15 protein-coding genes and 1 tRNA gene are annotated in these 24,440 nt (G+C 30.8%); 3 read left to right on the forward strand and 13 right to left on the reverse strand.

Annotation, left to right across the window (positions count from 1 at the left end; translation table 11 throughout):
- Nucleotides 1–16: 16 nt before the first annotated feature.
- The 3 genes from polA to ACX6CF_RS22035 form a co-directional block, all read right to left on the reverse strand.
- Nucleotides 17–2,686 (reverse strand): DNA polymerase I, encoded by a 2,670-nt coding sequence (gene polA / locus ACX6CF_RS22025; protein WP_458787531.1) that lies wholly within the window; start codon nucleotides 2,684–2,686, stop codon nucleotides 17–19.
- 172 nt (nucleotides 2,687–2,858) lie between these two features.
- The gene (locus ACX6CF_RS22030; RefSeq protein ID WP_458787532.1) at nucleotides 2,859–3,974 is read right to left on the reverse strand and encodes an anti-sigma factor family protein; all 1,116 of its coding nucleotides are present in this window, start codon (nucleotides 3,972–3,974) and stop codon (nucleotides 2,859–2,861) included.
- 23 nt (nucleotides 3,975–3,997) lie between these two features.
- Nucleotides 3,998–4,597, reverse strand: coding sequence for an RNA polymerase sigma factor (locus ACX6CF_RS22035; protein ID WP_458787533.1), 600 nt, complete (start codon nucleotides 4,595–4,597; stop codon nucleotides 3,998–4,000).
- 265 nt (nucleotides 4,598–4,862) lie between these two features.
- Between ACX6CF_RS22035 and ACX6CF_RS22040 the strand changes: the two genes are divergently transcribed.
- Nucleotides 4,863–4,945: transfer RNA gene (locus ACX6CF_RS22040), tRNA-Leu, on the forward strand.
- A gap of 126 nt (nucleotides 4,946–5,071) precedes the next feature.
- Entirely contained in the window at nucleotides 5,072–5,902 is an 831-nt protein-coding gene (locus tag ACX6CF_RS22045) for a hypothetical protein (protein WP_458787534.1), read from the forward strand.
- Between the two features lie 48 nt (nucleotides 5,903–5,950).
- Here ACX6CF_RS22045 and ACX6CF_RS22050 read toward each other — a convergent pair whose 3' ends face one another.
- The gene (locus tag ACX6CF_RS22050) at nucleotides 5,951–9,133 is read right to left on the reverse strand and encodes a hypothetical protein (protein WP_458787535.1); all 3,183 of its coding nucleotides are present in this window, start codon (nucleotides 9,131–9,133) and stop codon (nucleotides 5,951–5,953) included.
- 235 nt (nucleotides 9,134–9,368) lie between these two features.
- On the opposite strand from ACX6CF_RS22050, the gene ACX6CF_RS22055 reads away from it, so the two are divergent.
- Nucleotides 9,369–12,110, forward strand: a complete 2,742-nt coding sequence (locus ACX6CF_RS22055) for a DUF6359 domain-containing protein (RefSeq protein WP_458787536.1) — start codon at nucleotides 9,369–9,371, stop codon at nucleotides 12,108–12,110.
- Between the two features lie 99 nt (nucleotides 12,111–12,209).
- Here the strand turns inward: ACX6CF_RS22055 and ACX6CF_RS22060 are convergent, their stop codons facing one another.
- The 9 genes from ACX6CF_RS22060 to ygeW all read right to left on the reverse strand — a co-directional run bounded on the left by ACX6CF_RS22060 (nucleotide 12,210) and on the right by ygeW (nucleotide 24,428).
- Complete coding sequence (locus tag ACX6CF_RS22060; protein ID WP_458787537.1) at nucleotides 12,210–13,475, reverse strand: amidohydrolase family protein; 1,266 nt, start codon at nucleotides 13,473–13,475, stop codon at nucleotides 12,210–12,212.
- 117 nt (nucleotides 13,476–13,592) lie between these two features.
- Nucleotides 13,593–14,822 carry a threonine synthase gene (thrC, locus tag ACX6CF_RS22065; RefSeq protein WP_458787538.1) on the reverse strand — a complete coding sequence of 410 codons (1,230 nt, stop codon included), beginning with the start codon at nucleotides 14,820–14,822 and terminating at the stop codon, nucleotides 13,593–13,595.
- A gap of 44 nt (nucleotides 14,823–14,866) precedes the next feature.
- Nucleotides 14,867–16,579, reverse strand: a complete 1,713-nt coding sequence (gene ade, locus ACX6CF_RS22070; protein ID WP_458787539.1) for an adenine deaminase — start codon at nucleotides 16,577–16,579, stop codon at nucleotides 14,867–14,869.
- 35 nt (nucleotides 16,580–16,614) lie between these two features.
- Complete coding sequence (locus ACX6CF_RS22075) at nucleotides 16,615–17,943, reverse strand: amidohydrolase family protein (protein ID WP_458787540.1); 1,329 nt, start codon at nucleotides 17,941–17,943, stop codon at nucleotides 16,615–16,617.
- Complete coding sequence (locus ACX6CF_RS22080) at nucleotides 17,936–19,417, reverse strand: pyridoxal-phosphate dependent enzyme (protein ID WP_458787541.1); 1,482 nt, start codon at nucleotides 19,415–19,417, stop codon at nucleotides 17,936–17,938. The genes ACX6CF_RS22075 and ACX6CF_RS22080 overlap by 8 nt, the downstream gene beginning before the upstream one ends.
- A 24-nt stretch (nucleotides 19,418–19,441) precedes the next feature.
- A complete protein-coding gene (gene xdhC, locus ACX6CF_RS22085; protein ID WP_458787542.1) occupies nucleotides 19,442–19,921 on the reverse strand; it encodes a xanthine dehydrogenase subunit XdhC in 480 nt (159 codons plus the stop codon).
- Nucleotides 19,914–20,801 (reverse strand): xanthine dehydrogenase subunit XdhB, encoded by an 888-nt coding sequence (gene xdhB / locus ACX6CF_RS22090; RefSeq protein ID WP_458787543.1) that lies wholly within the window; start codon nucleotides 20,799–20,801, stop codon nucleotides 19,914–19,916. The genes xdhC and xdhB overlap by 8 nt, the downstream gene beginning before the upstream one ends.
- A 118-nt stretch (nucleotides 20,802–20,919) precedes the next feature.
- Entirely contained in the window at nucleotides 20,920–23,199 is a 2,280-nt protein-coding gene (gene xdhA, locus ACX6CF_RS22095) for a xanthine dehydrogenase subunit XdhA (RefSeq protein ID WP_458787544.1), read from the reverse strand.
- Nucleotides 23,200–23,234: 35 nt separating this feature from the next.
- Nucleotides 23,235–24,428 (reverse strand): knotted carbamoyltransferase YgeW, encoded by a 1,194-nt coding sequence (gene ygeW, locus ACX6CF_RS22100; protein WP_458787545.1) that lies wholly within the window; start codon nucleotides 24,426–24,428, stop codon nucleotides 23,235–23,237.
- Between the last annotated feature and the right edge of the window lie 12 nt (nucleotides 24,429–24,440).

The following is a 24,440-nucleotide window of genomic DNA, read 5'->3' on the forward strand; positions in this document are numbered from 1 at the left end:
AATTTACTAAAATCTATTATTTGGTATCATACCAAGTCATACCCATATTCACATCTACTTCTAATTTCACACTTATATCAACTGCATTTTCCATTTCTTCTACTAAATATTTTTTAACTAACTCAACTTCATCTCTATGTGCTTCTATTAATAATTCATCGTGTATTTGAAGAATCAATCTTGAACGAAGATTCTCTGATTTCAATTTGTTACTCATATTAATCATGGCAATTTTAATAACATCTGCAGCACTACCCTGTATCGGTGTATTCATGGCAATTCTTTCACCAAAAGCACGTTGCATAAAATTGCTAGAATTCAATTCAGGAATTGGTCTTCTCCTATTAAGCATTGTTAGAGAATATCCTCTATTCTTAGCAAATCTAATACAATTATCAAGATATATCTTGACACTTGGATATTTTCTAAAGTAGTTATCTATATATTCCTGAGCTTCTTTTCTTGTAATATGAAGATCTTGACTTAAGCTAAATGCACCTATACCGTATACAATACCAAAATTAACAGCTTTTGCATTACTTCTTTGTGAACTAGTTACTTCTTCAAAAGGAATATGAAAAACTTGGGATGCTGTCAATCTATGGATATCTTGATGATTGTTATAAGCTTCAATTAGAGTCTCATCTTCTGATAAATGTGCTAACAACCGTAATTCTATCTGGGAATAATCAGCATCAATGAAAACATAATCCTCCCTAGGCACAAATACCTTTCTTATTTCTCTACCTATATCCATTCTTATTGGTATGTTTTGTAGATTAGGTTCTATAGAACTAATTCTACCTGTTGACGTAATAGTTTGTTTAAAAGTAGAATGAATCCTTGAATCATCTTTACCGATATAATCGAACAGTCCATCCGCATAAGTGGATTTCAGCTTAGTCAGTTGTCTGTACTCACTGATTTTATTAATGATTGGATGTTCATTTTTCAATTTGTCTAAAACTTCAGCAGCAGTAGAATAACCTGTTTTAGTTTTTTTGATTATAGGAAGTTGCAACTTCTCAAATAAAATAATTCCTAGCTGTTTAGGAGATTTAATATTAAATTCTTCCCCAGCCAGTTCATAGATTTCACTTTCAAGCAAATCTATAATTTTGCCCAACTTATCTGCGTATTCATGTAATAATACAGAATCAACTTTTATACCATAAAGCTCCATATCAAACAAAACATAAATCAAAGGCATCTCAATATCATAGAATAAATGATGCATATCTAATTCATTAATCATGTTATCCATCTTATCATAACTATGATAGATAATTGATACTAATAAAGAACAATGATTTGTTAGTTCTTCTTCTGGCAGTTCAAGGTATGAAATTTTATTTCTACCTTTTCCTAATAACTCTTCTTCTGATTTGATTATTATTTGTAAGTATTCCTTTGCAATATCATCTATATCATAAGTATCTTTTGTAGGATTGACAGTATATGCTCCTACAAAAGTGTCAAAGCAAACATTTTCACATTTAATATTATAGCGATCAAATATGTGTAGGTCATCTTTCAAACCATGAGTAATCTTTATTATGTCTTTATTTTCAAAAATGTTTTTCATTGTGCCAAAAATGCTTAACTCATCAAGTTCACCGAAACATTTTATGAAATATGCTTCTTTTTCATTAAAAGCAATACTAAGACCAATCACTTTATTATTTTCAGTTACGATATAATAAGCTATTTGCTTTTCACTAGAAATTTTAGTGACCAACGTTTCTAATTCATCTTGAGTAGATATAGAATGATAGATAATTGATAATGAGTTGTTTTCATCGCTATTACCTATAGAAGAATCAAATTTTTCCAACAAACGTTTAAATTCTAATTTCTTGAATAATTTATATGTTTCCTCGTTAAATATATCATCAATTTTCAAACTATCCTTTTCAAAAGTTACATCACAATCAATGCAAATAGTAGCTAGTTCCTTACTTAAAATTGCAAGATCATAATTTTCTTTTAAATTCTTAGAGGCTCTAGGTGGCTTTAATTCATCAATATGATTATAAGCGTCTTCAATTGAATGATAATTAGATATAATCTTAATCGCAGTCTTTTCGCCAATTCCAGGAACACCAGGAATATTATCTGATGAATCACCCATCAAACCTTTTAAATCAATAAATTCTGCGGGAGTAACTCCATAAAGGGCTATAACATCTTCATCAAAATAGTTTTCAGTTGTAGTTGTCCCCTTCTTTGTCTTTGGAATACTTATTTTCACTTTTTGGGTTGCTAATTGTAATAAATCTCTATCTCCAGATAAAACCGTTGTATCAAAACCTGATTTTTCGCTTTTATTAGCCAAAGTTCCAAGAATGTCATCAGCTTCATAACCTTCTAACTCAAAAATATTAATATGCATAGCTTTTAAGACATCTTTTATTATAGGCATCTGCATACCTAACTCATCTGGCATACCTTTTCTATTTCCCTTATATTCTTTATATTTTTCATGTCTAAAAGTAGGTGATTTCAAATCAAATGCAATACCTATATGCGTTGCATTTTCATCTTTAATTACTTTTAATAGTATATTTACAAAACCTAAAACAGCATTAGTATATATACCTTCTGAATTAGATAATAAAGGTAATCCATAATAAGCTCTATTCATAATACTATTCCCATCGACTAATAGTACTTTGTCATTATTCATATTTATTCATCCTAACTTTTATTTAATATATATTGTTATATATTAGTTAAATTTTGACTTATCTAGCTAAAAGTTCTAGCATAATATTATAATTATTATAACAAATGAGCAACTAATTAACAATGAAATATAAAATAAAAAAAGCAAAGAACAATTATCCTTTGCTTTTCTACTATTTCTTTAATTTATTTTTTTCAACTCTTATATATATTAATGGAATAAGTAGTATGATTATTACAGTTATCATAACTATCCATTCTTTATTCCTCTCATTATTGTTTTTATTATCTTCGGATTCAGTTTCGGCAGTAGTATCCTCCCCCCTATCGGATGTCAATGTTATTTTATTATTATCTTCTTGTTCATTTAATTTAACATCTTCAATTTGGTTGCCATTATCCAAGAGCTTATTGTTTTTAACAGCATCATTAGGTTCTTCATCTCCATAAGTATCCTCTGTTATACCGTTTTCATTTTCTGTAACTTGGAATTCGTAAGTATCTAGATCATATTCTTTTATAGTTTCATCATCATGATCTTTAGTAGTTATTTGTCTATCAGGAGCTACTTCTTTTATATCTTCTTCTTTTAATTCTTGTTTAATATCTTTTCCATTTGATTTTTCTTGTGAATTATCATTTTTAGTTAAACCCTGTATATCATTCTTCGGCTCAATATTTCCTTTATATGAGGTAGAGTCATTTGACTTTTCTTCAGTTTCATAAGTCCTTTCGGATATACTTTTCCCATCATCAATAGCTTGGAATTCACTAGTACCAAAACCATCATTATTAATATCATTATCATGGTCTATAGTAGCTATTTGTTTAGCAGGAGCAGCTTTTTTTGTTTCTTCATCTCTTTTATCTTGATCCATATTCTCTTCTATGCTTGACTCTTTATTAAGGTCATATTGTAAATCATCATCAGTCATTCTATTAATATTGGCTATGCCGATAAACCCAAATACTAATACAACAACAAAAACTGCAGCTACCGCAGTATAATATTTTCTAAATCTATTAAGTCTATTTATCCTGTTTTCAGTCTGTATTTCAGTTGAATTTACGCTATCTATTTTAGCCATTAGATTTTCATGAAAATCTGATGGTAATTCTTTCTCTTCATTTACATCGTTAACATTATTAATCATTGTTTGCAGAAAATCAAGTTCTTCTTTACATTGTTCGCAATTAACAATATGTTCTTCAAACAATTTTCTTTCTTCTTTTGATAATTCATTATCAAAGTATAACGACATCATTTCTTGAACTTTATTACAATCCATTTTTTAGCCCTCCTTTCACTTAATTAGACGTAAACGTTTTTATTTTGTTCCTTTTTTTCTGTAATTATTTTTTTTAGATTCAATCTTGCTCTAGATATACGTGATTTTACTGTTCCAATAGATATATCTAATATATCTGCAATATCATCATAGGAATACCCTTTTATATCTCTAAGTATAATAATCATTTTATGTTCTTCTTTTAACTCGTTTATAGATTCTCTAATAAATGAAATATTTTCTTTTTTTATGACTGTCTCTTCTGGAGTCAACCCCTTATCAACAAATTGTTTATGTATAACTCCATTTTGTTGTTCCAGTGATTCATCCATAGATTCAACCTGATTATTTTTTTTCTTTTTTCTAAATTCATCAATACAAGTATTAACTGTAATTCTATGTATCCAAGTAGAAAAAGAAGATTTGAAATTAAACTTATCTAAAGATTTATAAATTTTTATGAAAACTTCTTGTGCCATATCATTAGCATCATGTTCATTTCCAAACATCTGATAAGCAATGTTATAGACTCTCTTTTCATAATTAACGATTAATTTTTCAAATGCATCTTTATCACCTTTTTTTGCTTTTTTAATAATGGTTTTTTCCATATCATGTAGCATTTTTAGGTTGTACCTCCTCTCACTAAACCCTTTTTTCATTCGTATAATATATCTTAATGTATTCACTTATTGTAGCATGTTTTATTATAATTATCATTAATGCAAATTTTATTGTTAAACATATTGTAACAAAAATCCCAAATATGTAAAGATGTTTTTTGAACGTGTTCAATATTAACAGAATTTTTAAACTTGTAATTTTTTCTAGAAATGTGTTGCTTTTTTTAGATGTATGTGTTAATATTTATAAACGTCACAGGGACACGCGGATGTGGCGGAATGGCAGACGCAGTAGACTCAAAATCTACCGGTGGTGACATCGTGAGGGTTCGAGTCCCTCCATCCGCATTAATAAAAAAACGTCAATTTATGATTATTCATTAATAGGCGTTTTTTTGTCTATACTAATATTATAACAGAAAATTTACTAATCTAACAAAGACATAAAAGATTTTTATTGTGAGGAGATTAATTTTGAAACCAATAATTAAAAAAACAATAATATGTCTTATAATCATTTTATTTATAATTAGTCCTTTTTTTCAATACATCAAAAGTTTATCAGTAATGAAAATCTATAGCTTTATTTGTGAAAAAGATAGCTTTATTAAGGAAATAAAAATAGATATAAAAATGCCAGGTGGTCTGACTACGAATAAAAAAGACTGGTACCCTTTTGTTATGACATTCAATGATAATGAAGGTTTTACTTCTTTTATGGATAGAAAAATGAATTATACTGTATTATATAATTTTGGTGCTTTTGAATATCTAAATGGTGCTTCCATGATATATAATCCTGATTCTAATTATTATGGTGCTTTTTATGGAGCATATTTTGTACAAGAATTATATGATATCAATCATAGATTTGGATTTGATGATGATGGAAATGTTAATATTGAAGAAGCTATACTTCCTGGAACTTATGATATTAATGAACTAGTATTAGGGGGATTTGGACTATATAATCCTATTTCTGATTACAAGATAGATAGTATTAATAAAGTAGACACTTATATTAATTATAATAATTGGTCAGTTATTGATGCTACTGTAACAACTCATGGACATAACCATCAATACAAGGAGAATTATCAATCTTATATTCAATACGGAAAACCACCATCAAAATATAATGGTAAGCAGGATTTTCCAGTTACTAAGTTCAAAAGCAGGATTTATATGAAATATTTAAAAGATAAAAAATGTACAGTTTTTCTATATGCCATTGCTCCTAATATTAAGACTATAGAAAACTGCGATAAACACTTTTTACAAAAAAGTGTTCTTACAATTAAATAGAAGGTGCTAAAAGCTAATTTAATAGCCTAGCACCTTATTTTATTTTTCTTAAGCGCCCCTAGGTACTCCTGAAACGACATTTAAATTAGTTTTATCAATTGTTTCTACCGATTGTTTATTACCAGTAGAGATATTATATTGAACCCATATATAATCTTCACTAGAATATGATTCTTTCCATTTATAATAAATATTATCATCATCATAATAAAGATAGATTTTACCCTCATCCTCTACATAATTATTATAATCAACAAGTTTATGATACTTCAGAGTATCATTTTCAAATATATAATACACTAACCCGTACATAACTCCTATATCAGATATAGAATATTTTTCATTTATTTTATAATCTTTATTTCCATCTTTATAAAAATCAAAATCACCTTTAGTTATAACTCCAATTCCACCAGGTCCATCATAATATACTTCTCCTATTAATTTATCATTAAGCAATCCATCACAATCTAAATCAGTAGTAGCATATATTTCATTAATGTTTGAGTCGAGATCATAAACTAATGTAAGCACAAAATTATCATAATATATTCTATTCTTATCATCATCTATGACCATTATATTACCTTCCATAGAATCAATAAACCCAAAACTATCTTTATCCATAATGTAAAATTTATCTGGCTCCTGATAAATGATGTATTCGTCTGTATAATATATTTTTTTAACATCATTAGTTTTAGTTAACTGTTTGCTTGCTTTGTTATTAATATTGTATTTATATATATTATTATCATCTACATCTAGAAAATACACATTTTCTTTACATATACCAATATCTAGTACTGAACCAGAATTAATTATATATTGTTTATTATTTATAAGATTCTTTAAATATAAATTTTCATTTATCAAGTTTGAAGTATATGCAAGATAATCTTTTGAAATATCATAATTCCTAATATTTTCATTGGATATTTTCATCAAAGTATTATTTTTTATTTTATAAAGATTATTACTTTCATATTCAAGTATATATGTTATCCGTTCTTTAGTATTATAATCTATAAGTTTTATTCTCTTATTACCTATACTATAATTTATAAAAGGAGTTGAGTACAAGATAATTTCATTAGGCGAAGTATTTTCCATCTCAAAATTTAATGTAGGATAATAATATTTGTTATCAATAGCACCATTAAACTTCTTAGGTTCAATTAATCTATAAGATTTTAAATTACCATTTACAGTATCATAATAATAATCATCAACCCTTAAATAACCATTTTCTTCTCTAATGTATGGTGAACTATCATTGTCAGGAATATTTACCTTTGTTAATTTTTGTGTATGGGCACTATATTTATACATACTATCATTAGAATATATGATAATATCATTATCACTGAAATATATTTTAAACCAGCTAATAGGTTCGCTAAAATCAGATTTTATCAATTTGTTATTCATCTTATCATAGCTGAATATTGAATTTTCATCATAAATTAGGATGATAGAATTTTCCTTATATATTTCTTCATCATTTAATCCTAATTCATTAATATTATTACAAATAATTTTTTTGTTGTTATCATAACTCAAAGTGTATAAATGAATTTCATCTTTAATCAACGCTTCATTATTGGACTTATCAATATATATGCTTTTTGGTGGTAAGCTATTTATTAAAACTGAATCATAAAATATTTCAACATTTTTATTATCCTTTAAACTATTTGTAAAAAGATATTCACCATAATTATAGAAGCAATAACAGTCGTCTCCAATTTTGAATGCTTTTAAACCATTATTACTAAGATCTATATCTTTGATTTTAGTTATTAAATTATTGATATTACGATAAAGCCCATTTTCTAAAATGAAATATGGCGAATCAGATATTACATCAATACTTCTTTTAGTATTGAAATTAATAAATGCAAACCCATCATTTGAATTAATATCTGAAGTGTAATAAATATGATTATCTTTATCAATATTGATTCGTTGGCTTTTTGACGGAATAATCAATGTTTTGTAATCTTCTATCTTATTTAATTCTATTTTTATGAAATAATTTTTATTATTATATTCTACCACTCCTGTTATAAAAGCTTGGGGGACATCATAAGTTTTATGAAATTGAAGATTACTAATTGTACTGAGTTTATCAATACCAAAATCAATTTCATCTAGAACAGTATAATTTCTATCACATACAACTAAACTTTTATTTCCAGATTGATCATTGACTATGAATATATATGTATTATCTACATCTAAAATATGTTCGAATTTATAGGGAACAGCAAATTGTGTATTTACATCCATACTATTAATATAAATATTTATAATCTGACTTTCATTCTTATTCTTATAGTTAAGATACAGATGAAGACTATTATAAGCATTTTGTGTGATACCTTTATATTCTAATTTATCATCCAAATCAAATTCTGTATCTTTTATCAATTCACATTTTTCATTTATCAGGTTAAATATGAGTTTATTTTTATTCTGTGTTACTATAATGAAATTACCATCCACCAATTTCTTAATCTCCAAGATATCTCCTTGCAATAACATTTTATATTGATTAGCATCATAAGGTTTATAAGAGATCAAATGAGTAAAATTATTTTCTTCGTACTCCAAAAAATACAAATCATCAAAATCAATTAACTTCATTCCAATAGCATTAGTCAGATCAATACTTAATAATCGTTCGTACAGATTGATTTCATCATCTACATACATTGAATAGATTTTTATTCCTTCTTTTGAATTGATCCCTATACTATAATATCCGGCAAAAAATATGCTTTGGTCATTGCTTATTTGTTTAGTAAAGGATGTTATGTTTTCATCACCACAAGTTTCATTAATTAGTTCAATTTTATTTCGGTCTATATTAGTGGATTTTATTATAAATCTATCCTTATCTATAGAAATACTATCAATATTATTAACATTAGTTTTAGATAGTTCATAATACCTAGTAACCCTTTTGTTTTCTTTAACAATGTGTTTCACATCTTGTTTATCTAACGTTATTAAATCACTATTTTCATCATTTGATTTACTATTAGTTTCCATTGTAATTTCCTTGTCGATTACTTCGCTGCTCTCAACTTGTAAAGACTCTTTATCATTATTAGATTCTTCTAAATCATCCTTATTGCTATCGCTACATGCTACTATAGTTAATATTATAGTCAATATGATAATTATCAGTAACATACTATTATATATATTTCTAGTTTTGTACATGCTTCTATAACCTCCTCATATTACGTTATAATATTCCATTAGTAATTATAAATTTTATCTACAACGAAGTCAATAAATTATATTTTTAACATTACAAAATTGCAAGTATGTCTGTTTTGTTGTATAATAAAATATATAGACAATGTTCATTAAAATATAACACTTAATTGTCTAATGCACCAATAATTTGTCGCATTTTTAAAAAAGCATACCAAATTAAGGAGGTTTTAGTTTTATGTTTAAACATTTTTCTAAATTCGCAAAACTTCTTTGGGTACTAGTTTTATCACTTCTACTGACATCTTATTTTATTCCTAATCAAAACCTTAGTACATTAGCAGCAAGTGCTACCTCTACACCATACACATGGAATAATATTATCCCAGAAAAAACACCTTCGCCTACTAATGACAATGGAAAATTAATACTATTTGATACTTCTCATGGCGGTACTTCTGGTAGTGCAGACTGGGTTATTGACGGTGCATTTTCAAGTTTTGCCGACGCATTAGTTAATGAAGGTTATACTGTAAGAGAATACAGAGGCATTGATAAGAACAATGATGGAATTATCAGGTTTTATGACGATAGACAACCTGGTAATGTGGCTATTAATGAATGTGTCATCACCTACTCTGCTATACAAGATGCAGATGTTTTTGTAATGGCTGAACCTAATAGACCACTTATGTTATCGGAATATGATGCTTTAGAACAATTCGTAAATTCTGGAAAAGGAATATATCTTATAGGAGACCATTATAATGCTGATCGAAATCTTAATACATGGGATTCAACTGAAGTATATAATGGTTATAATAGGTCAACTGATATAGCATATAACATGAGTTCAGAATATGGAGATATGAGGAATCCGGGTTCAGCAAATACAGGATGGTTAGCTGAAACATTCGGTTTAAGATTTAGATTTAATGCCATAGATTGCTTGAGCGGCGTTTCTGGAATAAAATCCACTACATATTCAGAAGGATTAACAACAGGAGTATCCCCTATACTTATGGCTGCTGGTGCTACCCTTTCTATTGTTGACGGTAGCAAAGCAAAAGGTATAGTATATTTTTCATCTACTGATAATCCTACAGCATGGTCTCATTCAGCAGATACTGGTTTATATTTTGGCGGAGAGAATGAAGGAGCCTATGTTGCTATATCTAAACCAAGCTTAGGAAAAGCCGCTTTTATTGGTGATTCTTCCCCTATAGAAGACTCTACTCCAAAATATCTAAGAGAAAGTGATGGTTCAACCAAATCTACATGGCCAGGTTGGAACGATACTGGACATGCAGCAACATTAAGTATTAACATAGTTAATTGGCTTGCGACTCCAGAAAGTTATGTAGGATTCGATGGAATTAATCATGATGCCGGTATTCCTACACCAACTCCAATGGCAACCATTGAGAATGCTGAACAGCAAGCAGAACCTTGGACTAATCCATCAGGCGGATATGATCCATGGAATACAGATACTTTCGCAGATGGTTCTTATGGTGCACCACATCCATCAACTGGCGGACCTACTGACTCTGCTTCATTTGCATTATATCCTGCCTATGTTTATGAAAATGAAGCTTTTGCAATATCTATTACAGGAGATGCTACTAATCCATTATTCGGTGCTTACCAAGATGGAGGAACTCAACAAGGACAGCTTTATCTAAATGGTACTTGGACTTCTTCAGGATATAACACTGTTCCTGTTCCATTACCATCTGCTGTTACTGCTAGAATAGTTTCTGTGGCAAATCCACCAATAAAAATACGAATTAAAGCCGATGGTTCTAATAAAGATACTAAAACAGTTACTGGTTTATCAACTGGTTATGGTTATTTACAAGGATCAATAACTGGAAATACAGGCGAAATAATAGCAGCATCTAAAAATGGTGTTATTCTAGGTACTGCGATGATTGATTCTTCTAGTCAAGTCAATATTGCAGTTAAAGAAGATACTGGTATAACATTATCTTTATATGGTACTGATGGTGTATTAAAAAATGATTATACTGGAACATATAATATAGTTAATGGTCAAACAACTACTATAAATAGTAATCCCCAACCTTCAGCACTAACTGTTGCAGAAGCACTTAATGAAACTAATGGTACACAAGTTACTCTTACCGGTTACATTGTATCTGACCTTAACGGTATCTACGCTGTGAATGTTGCTGATACCAATGACCCACAAGCTGAAACTATAGCTGTCAAACTGGAATCTAACATGAGAGATGAATTTAGTCCTCTTAATAATCCTGACGCCTTAGGACGTAAGATTTTGGTAACAGGTACTCGTAACGATTATATGTTACTTCCTGGATTAAAAAGTGTTACCTCTATTGACTTTGTTGATTCAGGTAATCCATCAGCTCTAACTGTATCAGAAGCTCTTAGTGAATCTAATGGTACACAGGTTACTCTTACTGGATATATTGTTTCTGAGCTTAACGGTATCTACGCTGTGAAAGTTGCTGATACTAACGATCCTCAAGCTACGACTATAGCTGTTATACTTGAATCCAATATGAGAGATGAATTTAGTCCTCTTAATAATCCTGATGCCTTAGGACGTAAAATTTTGGTAACAGGTACTCGCAACGATTATATGTTACTTCCTGGATTGAAAAGTGTTACCTCAATTGAATTTGTTGATTCAGGTGGACCAACAGCCTTAACTGTAGCAGAAGCTCTTAGTGAAACTAATGGTACTGAAGTTACCCTTAGAGGCTATATTGTTAGTGATCTTAATGGTATCTATGCAATAAAAGTTGCTGATACTAATGATCCTCAAGCCCAAACTATAGCTGTTAAATTAGAATCTAGTATGAGGAATGAATTCAGCCCTAATAAAAACTCTAATGCCTTAGGACGTAAGATCTTAGTGACAGGTACTCGTAATGATTATATGTTATTACCTGGTCTTAGAAATGTTACATCTATTGAATTCGTGAATTAATATAGTACTGATTCTGTTTCATATGCAAAAGAAGAATTTAATTATGAAATAAAAAAAGACGGTAGCTAAAATATAGTTACCGTCAAATCTTTACCCTAATTAAATGATTTCTCCTTCTAAATACCTTTCAACAATGCTACTGCTATCTCCACAATATAAGAATCTCTGTAATCGCTCTAATGGGCTTAAACAACTTATAAGAGGGTCAGGATCTTTAATGATCAAAGCATCAAAATAATAATCTTCCTCGAAACTACCAATTTTCCCGAAGAAACTACCGTTCATTTTAGTCGCTAGATAAAATGCTTCAGGAAGGCTCAGTATACGTTCTCCCTCATTATATACATGTCTTATCTTAGAATATTGTATAGCGCTTGTAATCATATCTTTCATACTTATCTTATTTCCGGCTCCAATATCTGTACCTAAACCAATATTGATGCCTTTGTCTAGAAAATATGTTACAGGCATTATCCCACTAGATAAATTGCTATTAGAATTAGGACAATGAACTAGATAGATATTCTTATCTTCTCTAGCCATATCAATTTCCTCATCCGTCAAGTAAATGGAATGCGCCAGTATGGTTTTTTGATTACCATATAAATGATGTTTCTTATAAATATCAGAATAATTTTTGCTATCTGGAAATAAAGATTTAACCCACTCCACTTCTCTTCTGTTTTCTGAAAGATGGGTTTGTACTGGAACTTGTTTTTGGGTAGATAATTCACCTAGTTCTTCAAGTAATTCACTAGTGCAACATGGTGCAAATCTAGGAGTAATTATAGGTTTGATTAAATTTTCATCATTATCATTATCATCAATAAATGCTTTAGTCTCTTCTATGGAACATTCTGTAGATTGCAAAAGATTCTCAGGTGCATTTTGATTCATGTTCACTTTTCCAACATATGCTGATAGTTTCTTCTTTTTCAATTCATCTATCAACACCTTTGTACTTTCATTATGTATAGTTGCAAAAATACAAGAACGTAAAGTACCTTCTCTATAAAGAGCATTAACAAATCTAGGATATAGCTTCTTAGCATAATTCACATCAGAAAATAGTGCCTCATACTTAAAAGTGTATTGTTCTAACCATTCAATCAATTCAAGATCCAAGCCTATTCCCATTTGTAGATATTGCGGTGCATGAATATGTAAGTCAATGAATGCTGGAATTATTATTGAATTATAACCATAATCAATAACTGCTATATCTTTATAAATATCAGGTAATTCCTTATAAATACCTACAATTTTTTTATCATCAATAACTATGTAACTATTTTCATGTATTTCAAACTTATCTTTTACTTCAGTATAAATGATATGACCTTTTAGCGCTTTAATATTAGTCATATCACACCTCCCATATTTGCATTTTAACTATGATATATGTTGAATCAAGGAAAATATATTGAACTTATTGAAATGGTGTATATATGTTTAAGTCCAATATATATAGTACAAATAAAATTATTTCAAGTATTTCTTCAACTGTTCGATATCAGGTTTACATTTAACAACATTTCCAGCAGCCTTAAGAGCATTTTTCACATCTTTCAAGCCATTACCTGTTATAATAATGGAAACTGTTTCATCACTAGTTATAATACCATCTTTAACAGCTTTAATGACACCCGCCAAACCTGTAACACCAGCTGGTTCACCAAATATGCCTTCAGAAGACCCAAGCGTCTTCATAGCTTCAAGTATAGCTTCATCAGATACAGTTATCCATGTACCTTTTGAATTCTTAACAGCATTCAAAGCCTTAACAGGATTTCTAGGTATACCAACAGATATGCTATCAGCAATAGTATTTTCTTCCGTAGGTTTAAGAGGTTCATTTTGGGTATAAGCTGTATAAAACGGGCAACACCCTTCGGCTTGAACACCTAATATCTTAGGGATACGAGTTATTAAACCTATATTTAACAAATCGTAAAATCCTTTATATACCCCTCCAATAGTACAGCCATCGCCAACAGATACTGCAACCCAATCAGGAACTTGCCATTTCATCTGCTCTGCAATTTCCATTGCTACGGTTTTTTTGCCTTCTACCAAATGAGGATTTATTGCAGCATTACGATTATACCACCCCCAATGGTCAATAGCTTCTTTCGATAATTCAAAAGTTTCTCTATAGTCACCTTCAACAGAAATAACTTTTGCTCCATAAATCAATAACTGTGCTAACTTACCTTGTGGCGCTCTCTTAGGAACAAAAATAACAGTAGAAAGACCTACTCTAGCCGCATTACCAGCCAAAGAAGAAGCCGCATTACCAGTAGAACTACACGCAATAGTCTTAGCCTGATTCTCTAATGCTTTAACAACAGCAACAGCTGACGCTCTATCTTTTAATGAAGCAGTTGGATTTAATCCTTCATCTTTGATATATAACTCCTTGATACCAATCTTATCTTCTAAGTTATTTGACCTGTATAAAGGTGTCCATCCTACCTTAAGAGTCTTATTGATATCTTCTTCCCTGATAGACATAATATCTTTATATCTCCACATTGTATAATCTTTATTATTTTCAAAATATGACTTGGATAGAACTTTTTTCAACCTATCATAATCATATTCCACATCCAATATACCTTTATCTCCACATTCAGGACAAGTATATATTTTCTCATCTTTACTATATTCTCTACCACATAGTGTACATCTATAATTCTTCACATACTTCATGAATCATTTCACCTCCGTACCAATATCCCATGAAAATGTATTATTTATTCCTCAATATCTACAAAAGTGAATTTGTCTACATCAAACAACCCACAATCAGTTAACTTTAACTCTGGTATAACTGGTAATGCTAAAAATGCTAATGTCAGGAACGGATCAATGTGAGGATTAACACCTTTTTCCAAAGCTATTCTATCCATTTCTTTTATCTTATTTCCAACAACACCTACTGAAGCATTTGTCATGAGTCCTCCGACTTCTAAAGGTAAAGTCTGTAATACCAAACCACCAGCACATATAGTGATACCGCCTTTTACTCTTTTTAATTCTCTAATAGCAACTCTCATATCTTCGTCATTGTCTCCAACTGCAATAATATTATGAGAATCATGCGCAATGGTAAGAGCAACAGCTCCTCCTTTTAGTCCATAACCTTCAACTAATCCCAGCCCCACATTACCAGTTTTTTTATGTCTCTCTACAACAGCCAATTTTAATATATCAAGCTTACTATTATATTTGAAACTATTATTTTCAACGTCTACTTTGCGAACTACACTTTTAGTGATAATATTATGCTCTATGAGCTGTATCACTTTAACAATTGATGATTTTAGAGGTATATCGAAAGATATATTATCAATATCCTCTAGTTTAACTGTATCTAGAACACGAGGATCTTCAATGATTTCTATATCAAATAAAGCTTCACCATCTTTGGCTACTAATTTCCCTTGTTTGTATACATCTGAAATATTAATTTTATTTAATTCATCATCGAGAATTATTATATCGGCATCATATCCAGGTGCTATAGCACCTTTGTTTTTTAATCCATAACATTCTGCAGTATTGATTGTAGCCATCTGAATAGCCATAATTGGGTTAATACCATGTTCTATTGCTAATCTTACATTATAATTGATATGACCTTCTTTTTCTATATCATAAGGCTGTTTATCATCTGTACAAAAAAGTATTCTACGACTATTTTGTGGTGTGACACCTGCTATAAGATCTTTTAGATTCCTAGTAGCTGATCCTTCTCTAATATGAACATACATACCTTTTGATACTTTTTCTTCTAGTTCTTCAACTTTAGTACATTCATGATCTGTCATTACACCAGCAGTTATGTATGCATTCAATCTTTTTCCCATCACACCAGGTGCATGACCATCAATTATCATATCTTTCATTAAATCCAGTTTATCATATACGTGTTTATTGCAAGAAATGACTCCAGGATAATTCATGACTTCGCCTAGTCCTAATATATTTTTTCTATCTTTCATAAGTTGCAAATCTTTAGCTAATAATACAGCACCAGAATTTTCGAACTCAGTTGAAGGAACACAAGATGGTAACATGACATATACATCAAGTGGTACTTCTTCACTAGCTTTTAGCATGAAATCAATTCCAGGCAATCCACAGACATTTGCTATTTCGTGAGGATCTTCTATAACTGTTGTAGTTCCTTTTGGCATAACAAGTTTGGCAAACCTTGGAGGTGTCAACATAGATGATTCAATATGAACATGACCATCAATGAATCCTGGACAAACATATCTGTCTTTAACATCAATTTCTTTTACTCCTTCATATTCACCAATTCCAACAATGACGCCTTCTTCTATAGCAATATCACCTTTTTCTATCTTACTGTTGAATACATTAACAATTTTACAATTCTTAAGAACAAATTCAGCTTTTTTATCACCTCTAGCAACTTTTACCTTTTCAACAATTGACATAACTACCTCCTTCAGAAACAGTAGATTAATTCTTCTTATAATATCTGTCTAGTCAAGTATTTACCCTTACCGCCAATAAATTCATTATTTTTGATAATGAACTTACCTCTACTAATTGTGGATTCAATTCTACCATTAATTTCTTTACCATCATAGATGCTATAATCGCAAGTAGAATGGTCCTCACCTATTATATATGTTGCTGAGGGGTCATAAATAACTATATCTGCATCTGAACCTACTGCTAATACACCCTTTTTAGGATATAGTCCATGTATTTTGGCAGGACCTATCGTCATTTTATCAATGACTTCATCTCTATAAATGTTATACATAATATTGAATGAATGCTCCACCGAACCTACACCCATTGGTACATCCGATAATTTTTCTTTACCTTTTTCTTCACTAATGAAAGGACAATGATCTGTACCAATAGTGTTAATATAATTAAAATTAGCTCTTAATAATTCACGTTCTTCTTCAGTTCTCAGTGGTGGTGCCATCACATATAAAAATCCTTTTTCTTGTGAATATTTATCAGAATTAAAATTAAAATAATGAGGACAGCTTTCAATCATAAAATCTTTATTAAGTATATCAGGGTAATATTCATTTAGCGCCTTTAAAGTATTACCACTACTTAGATGAACCATATATAATCTTCCATTAAAATCTTTAGTGAATCCAGCTAATTTCAATGCTTCTTTTAGTTCAGATTCTGAACTTCTGCTTTTAGGTAGATCAACAACTTCATATGTAGGCTTTATAGTAATTAGATTGTCATTTTCTATATGTGCCAAAACTAATATATTATTTTCTTTCGTTAATCTAAGTAGTTGAGTTATTTCTTTATCGTAAGTTCTTCTATCTGATTCAGAATATGTAGTGAATAGTTTTACAGTTGGTATTTGTAGTCTTTTCATTTCATCAACAATGTTATCAATTTCATTTACTGGATTTCTTATGGTTACATGAAAAGAATAATCAATAATACTTTTTTTAGCTAATTCTTTTCTCTCATTAAGAGCTGATTCTATTTCAGCTCCAGTAGCTATAGGATCCAGGAAATCAATAATAGTGGTTATACCTCCATAAGCTGCACTTACAGAACCTGTGTAGAAATCATCACATGATGTGTATTTACCTACATTTAGTTCAAAATGAACATGTGGATCAATGAAACCTGGAAATATTTTTTTGTTTTTAACATCACAATATTCTTTGCACTCTAGATTCTCATGAGATATCTTAGCTATTTTTTCATTATTTATGTATAAATTCTTATTTTCATATTTTCCATTGATATACAAATTACCATTAATTATACCTAAATCATACATACACATACCTTCTTTATTCACATTGTCTTACTCTTTCATTAAACTCTTCTATCAAAACATCTAGTTTGTCAACTTGTTTAGTTATATTAGCCCAATAATCATCATTATACCATTGTTCCAATATTTCATCATATGTTTTGCCTTGTTGCTCAATCCAAGTATAATACTTAAGATTATGAACAGTTCTTCTATCTCTATAATTTAATTCTTTGAAGTAATCAGTGTTAATACCTTTAAAATATCTTTCCATTACACCATAAGCATCATATGAAGTAAAAGAACCTCTTTCTTCATTAAGTTCGACTAATCTACTATTATACATATCAATTGAATCAGTTAACACGGTAACTATGATATCGTCCTCTGTCAATTCGAAGTATTTAGCAAATTTTATAGCCGATATAATATTAGCAGCACCTGAAATACCTACTAGATTTAATTGCTCAATCATCTCATCGCTTACACCATTAGCTTTTAAAACTTTCTGACCTTCTGGTTCATTGAACATTCTTATCCAATTCATTGGAGCTTCATCATCTATTGCAGTAACAGCATCTGTATTTTTGGTATTATGAATCCAAGGTATATGTTTGTCTCCAATACCTTCTATTCGATGCTCACCATAACCATTACTAAATATAGTAGGGCATTGTAGTGCTTCACTAGCTGCAATCTTTAGGTTCGGATATTTTTTCTTGAGATAATCACCTGCAGCAATTGTTCCTCCAGAACCAGTTGCACTAACATATCCTTTGAATCTACTATTTTCATTCATTTCTATATCAAGTACTTCTTCAATGGCCTTACCAGTTACTTCATGATGCCATAGATAGTTTCCAAATTCATCGAATTGGTTGAAAATCATTAGGTCTTCACCTGAATTCCTTAATTCCCAACATTTATCAAATATTTCTTTTACATTACTTTCACTTCCAGGAGTAGCAATTGTATCTCCTGCTACATTCTTCAACCATTCAAATCGTTCATTACTCATACCCTCTGGTAAAATAGCGATTGATTCACAAGCAAGGAGAGCGGAATCATAAGCACCACCTCTACAGTAGTTACCAGTAGAAGGCCAAACAGCTTTTTGTTTTGTCGGGTCAAATTGTCCTGTTACAAGTCTAGGTACGAGACATCCAAATGCAGCTCCAACCTTGTGTGAACCTGTTGGAAACCATTTACCACACAATGCTATTATCTTAGCCTTTACACCAGAGATTTCACTAGGAATACATAGATAATTGACATCTTTATATAACCCACCCATTTCTTTCGTATCATTATGCCATCCAATCCTAAATAGATTTAATGGATTAATATCCCATAAACCAACATTCTTTAACTTTTCTTTTATTTCATCAGGTATAAGACTTGGGTCTTTTAATTGAGCTAAAGTAGGTATGATGATACCTCTATCTTTTGCCCTCTTTACTACATTCTTTAACCTTTCTTCATTAACAGTTAGATCAATTGCATTATATTTACTATCCATAATACTACCTCCTATAACATATATTTAATTGCTCTTGCGACTCTTTTTAACATTTTCTATTGCATTTATAATATTTTCATATCCAGTACAACGACAAAGATTTCCTGATAGGTGTTTTTTAATCTCTTCTCTTGTAAATTCCTTATCACTTTCTAGAATAGGCATCGCTGACATAATGAAGCCCGGCGTACAAAAACCACATTGAACAGCTGCCTCATCTATAAAAGCTTGTTGTATATCAGATATATTTCCATCTTCATCCATTAGACCTTCAAGTGTGCGTATTTCCTTACCTTCAGCCCATACAGCTAAATAGATACATGAATCAAAAGTCTCTCCATTAATAAGAACAGTACAAGCACCACATTCTCCAACTTCACAACCTTTTTTTACGCTTGTTAGATGCAACTTATTTCTAAGTACATCTGCAAGAGAATCCCTATCATCTATTAAGATATTTCTAGATTCATCATTTACAGTGCAATTTAATACTACATTAGCCATTGTACAATCCTCCTGATTTAATTATCGCTTGTTTTAGAGCACGTTTACTTAATTCTTTGGCAAGTTGAAGTCTAAGTGTTTTTGAAGCTCTCCACGAATTACGTGGTTTTACTTCATCTATTGCCATAGCCCCAAACTTATCAAACATTTTATCAGTTATTTTCATCCCTATAATAGATTTTTCTGTTTCAGGACAGCGCATTGGAACAGGACCTGCAACACCATAAGCTAAATGTACATCCTCAATATTCGTTTTTTCTTCATTAAGCTTGCATAGAACAGAACAGCCTAATGTTGCAATATCCATTGCATTACGCATTGCATATTTTATATAACAACCTGTATAACCCATATAATTTTCTTTAGTGATATATATTGCGGTAAGTATCTCACCTTGTTCTAATATGATTTTACCAGGTCCTAGATAATACTCTGATATAGGAATTATTCTTTTACCTTCTTTACCTGTTATTTCAAGTTCAGCATTAAGTGCAAAAAGAGTTGATGCACTATCTGCACTTGTAACTCCATTAGAAATATTTCCTCCTATAGTTCCAATATTTCTTATTTGCGGACCTCCAACCTGATCAACAGCTTCTCCTAAAACAGGAATATATTTCTTTATTATGTCATCATTGGTTATATGTGAAAAACTTGTGAGAGGACCTATCTTTATCCTACCATCCTCATTAATAGATACTCCTCTAAGTTCATCTAATCCATAAATACTTACCAATGAACAACCAGATAACTTGCCACTATGTATTTTTATAAGTATGTCACTTCCACCTGCGATAATCAAAGCATCTGGTTTCGCCAATAAATGCTCTATGGCATCCTTTACGGAAGTAGCCTGATATATATTCTCAATATCATACATCTTAATTCTCCCTCCAAAATTATTATCCAACTCACTAAAGAGCGAAGGTTAAAGTGTTCTGATTACGCAGACCGACCGCTTCTTAGGGTAAGGCAAGTAATTAGAATACTTTGACCTTTTATATGAGCTTTTCGTCAATAAATCTTTCGACAAGTCTTTGTGGTGTTAATGGTAAAGTATTGAAATTAACACCTGTAGCATGATATACTGCATTTCTAACAGCTGGAGCAACAGGAATTGCAGGTGGTTCTCCTAAAGCTTTATTTCCAAATGGACCAGATACATCATATGTATCTACGAACCTAGCCTCTAAATGAGGTGTATCCATTACTGTAGGTAATTTATAGTCTAGTAAGTTATTATTTAGTGGTTTACCACTTTTTTCATTGAATAATAACTGCTCACTCAAACCATATCCCAGACTCATACTCATGCCTCCATGTACTTGTGCTGCAGCTAATTCAGGATTAAGTACTTTACCACAATCATGGACATTAATTACTCTATTGACTTTAATTTTGCCAACTGCCATATCTACTTCAACATCTGCAAAACATACCCCAAAAGAAAAAGTATTAGATCTACATTGATTAGTTACATCAGCCGTAATATGAACAGATTTTTCTGTGTTATAAAATGCATGTGTTGCAACTTCTTCTAAGGAAGCTAATATATCACCTGTTTCTTTATTAATAATCATGCTATCCTTTAAATCAAGATTACCTAAAGGCAGTTTCAACATAAAATTAGCATGTTTTATTATTTTTTCTTTTAACAATAGTGCAGCTTTTTTGGCAGCCATTCCTGATACATAAGATTGTCTTGAAGCATAAGCACCCGAATCATAAGGTGTCACATCTGTATCTTGCGTAGTTATTATATGTATATCACGAGTAGGGATATCAAGTACTTCTGATACCATTTGAGTAAATACCGTATCAGCACCTTGACCTATTTCAGTTGCTCCCATCTGTAACTGAACAGATCCATCTTGATTTAGAACGATTCTACAAGATGCGGTTTCTAATAATATAGGATAAACTCCTGTAGCATAACTGAATATAGCCATCCCTACACCTTTACGTATCAACCCTGTTTGGTTTTTATATTCTTCAATCTTATTATCCCAATCTATATATTCTTTTCCTGCATCAATACATTTTTCAAGTCCATAGCTATGACATTTAATACCATTATCTTCAAAATCTGGCTTCATCATATTGAGTTTTCTAATTTCAATTAAATCAAGATTAAGCTCTTTAGCTATTTCATCAATATGTGATTCAAGAGCAAAGGTTATTTGAGGTATTCCGTAAGCTCTCATAGCTCCCGCTACTGGCATATTTGTGAATACGCTATACATATCTCCTTTAATTGCTTTTTCATCGTTATATATCTGCTTACAAGCATGCCCTGCCTTAGAAGTAATACTATGACCATGAGAAGCATAAGCACCTTTATTGCCATATACCTCTATTTTTCTAGCAACAAATCTACCATTAGGTCTTACATAACTTTTGATCTTTATCTTCATAGCATGTCGAACACGTGTATTGACAAATGATTCCTCTCTTGTTATATCAAGTTTTACACATCTGCCACCTACCGATTTTGAAAGATAGGCATTAAGTGGTTCATATAATGCGTCTTGTTTATCCCCAAAACCTCCTCCAATATAAGGTTTTACAATTCTAACTTCCCCCCAGCCAATTCCTAGCGCTTGACCTACTATTCTTCTAATAATATGTGGAATTTGAGTTGACGTTACAACCACCATTCTGCCTGATTCAGCATATGCATATGAAATTGGAGCTTCCATATGACAATGTTTAACAATAGGAGTTATATATTCACCTTCAAAAGGTATTAGTCCTTCTTCTTTTATTGCTTCATCATAATCACCTATTTGGTAATTGGAATGAGTAAGAATATTATCTGGAAAATTATCATGTATAGGTCTTGCACCTTCTTTTAAAGATGCATCTATTGACATTAACGGCTCATATTCTTCATATTCAACTTTGATTAAATTCAGAGCTCTAGAAGCTGTTACGTTATCTTTGGCTATTACTGCGGCTATATCATCACCATAGTATCTAACTCTTTTATTAAGCAACTTCCTATCTGCAATATCTGCATGATTTATGTCAAGTGATAAAGGGTGCCCAGATGTTGGAAATGTTATGTCAGGAACATCGAAACAAGTTATTATCTTTACTACTCCTAAAAGTTTTGACGCTTCAGATATATCAATTTTCTTAACCAATCCATTAGCGATAGTACTATGGAGCACTTTTGCAACAAGAACATTATTTAATGGAATATCATCGGTATAACGTGCACGTCCTGTAACTTTTTCAAAAGCATCTACTCTTTTAACACTTTTTCCAATACTCATTTATTCCCTCCTTGATATGCAACTTCATCATAGAATTAATCTAGTTTACGTTTATTAGGATTATTATATAAATTAGTAAACAATTCAGCAGGATTTTTTATTTTACTGAGCAGTATCATTGCAGCAATTACATAAGGCTTATAACTTGCTTGTTTATATAGTGGAATACGATATCTATTAAATACAGAAGCCGCTACTTCTCCAGCTTCACAGCTTATATCTGTTATATCTGCTGGTAAACAGTGCATATAAAGAGCTTTTTTGTTCTTAGTCATATTCATTAATTCTTCTGTGCACTGCCAATCTTTATGCTCTTTATTTCTAGCTAATAGCTCTTTCTCAAGATTATCAATACCATTCATATCACCCATACCATATAACTCGGTACGTTTTTCCATAGCAGCAAAAGGTGCCCAACTTTTTGGATACACGATATCAGCATCTTTGAATGCTTCCTCCATAGAATTGGTTTTAGTGAATTTACCTCCTGATTCTTCAGCATTTCGTTTAGCTACTTCTTCTACATCAGACATTATTTCATATCCTTCTGGATGAGCTAATACTACATCCATACCCATACGTGTCATCAAGCCTATTATTCCTTGTGGTACTGAAAGTGGTTTCCCATAAGAAGGTGAATATGCCCAAGTCATTGCTATTTTTTTACCCTTAAGATTTTCCAAACCATCATACTGATGAATTAGATGAAGCATATCAGCCATTGTTTGAGTTGGATGGTCAATATCACATTGTAGATTAACTAAAGTAGGTTTTTGTTCTAATACACCATCTTCATTACCTTGTTTCACATACTTAGAAAAATCACGTATGTATTTATTACCTTTACCGATATACATATCATCACGAATACCAACAACGTCAGCCATAAAAGAAATCATATTAGCTGTTTCTCTAACTGTTTCACCATGAGCAATCTGTGATTTACCCTCTTCAAGATCTTGTACTTCCAACCCTAATAGATTGCAAGCGGAAGAAAAACTAAACCTTGTTCTAGTGGAATTATCTCTAAATAAGGATATACCAAGTCCACTATCAAATATTCTAGTGGATATATTCTCTCCCCTGAGATAACGAAGGCTATCGGCTACAGTAAATACAGCCTCTAATTCATCTCTTGTCTTTTCCCACGTTAAAATAAAATCATTATTATACATATTACTAAAATTCAATTCTTTCAGCCTTTGAATATAATCATTAATATCTTTCATCTTATTCTCCCT

This window comes from Vallitalea sediminicola, from assembly GCF_054408565.1.

Coding starts and splice junctions, on each gene's coding strand:
- ACX6CF_RS22060 (WP_458787537.1), bottom strand. CDS start 13,475: ATGACTAATATTAAAGCGCTAAAAGGTCATATCATTTATACTGAAGTA.
- polA (WP_458787531.1), bottom strand. CDS start 2,686: ATGAATAATGACAAAGTACTATTAGTCGATGGGAATAGTATTATGAAT.
- ygeW (WP_458787545.1), bottom strand. CDS start 24,428: ATGAAAGATATTAATGATTATATTCAAAGGCTGAAAGAATTGAATTTT.
- ACX6CF_RS22035 (WP_458787533.1), bottom strand. CDS start 4,597: ATGCTACATGATATGGAAAAAACCATTATTAAAAAAGCAAAAAAAGGT.
- thrC (WP_458787538.1), bottom strand. CDS start 14,822: ATGAAGTATGTGAAGAATTATAGATGTACACTATGTGGTAGAGAATAT.
- ACX6CF_RS22055 (WP_458787536.1), top strand. CDS start 9,369: ATGTTTAAACATTTTTCTAAATTCGCAAAACTTCTTTGGGTACTAGTT.
- ACX6CF_RS22050 (WP_458787535.1), bottom strand. CDS start 9,133: ATGTACAAAACTAGAAATATATATAATAGTATGTTACTGATAATTATC.
- ade (WP_458787539.1), bottom strand. CDS start 16,579: ATGTCAATTGTTGAAAAGGTAAAAGTTGCTAGAGGTGATAAAAAAGCT.
- ACX6CF_RS22030 (WP_458787532.1), bottom strand. CDS start 3,974: ATGGATTGTAATAAAGTTCAAGAAATGATGTCGTTATACTTTGATAAT.
- xdhA (WP_458787544.1), bottom strand. CDS start 23,199: ATGAGTATTGGAAAAAGTGTTAAAAGAGTAGATGCTTTTGAAAAAGTT.
- xdhB (WP_458787543.1), bottom strand. CDS start 20,801: ATGTATGATATTGAGAATATATATCAGGCTACTTCCGTAAAGGATGCC.
- ACX6CF_RS22080 (WP_458787541.1), bottom strand. CDS start 19,417: ATGGATAGTAAATATAATGCAATTGATCTAACTGTTAATGAAGAAAGG.
- xdhC (WP_458787542.1), bottom strand. CDS start 19,921: ATGGCTAATGTAGTATTAAATTGCACTGTAAATGATGAATCTAGAAAT.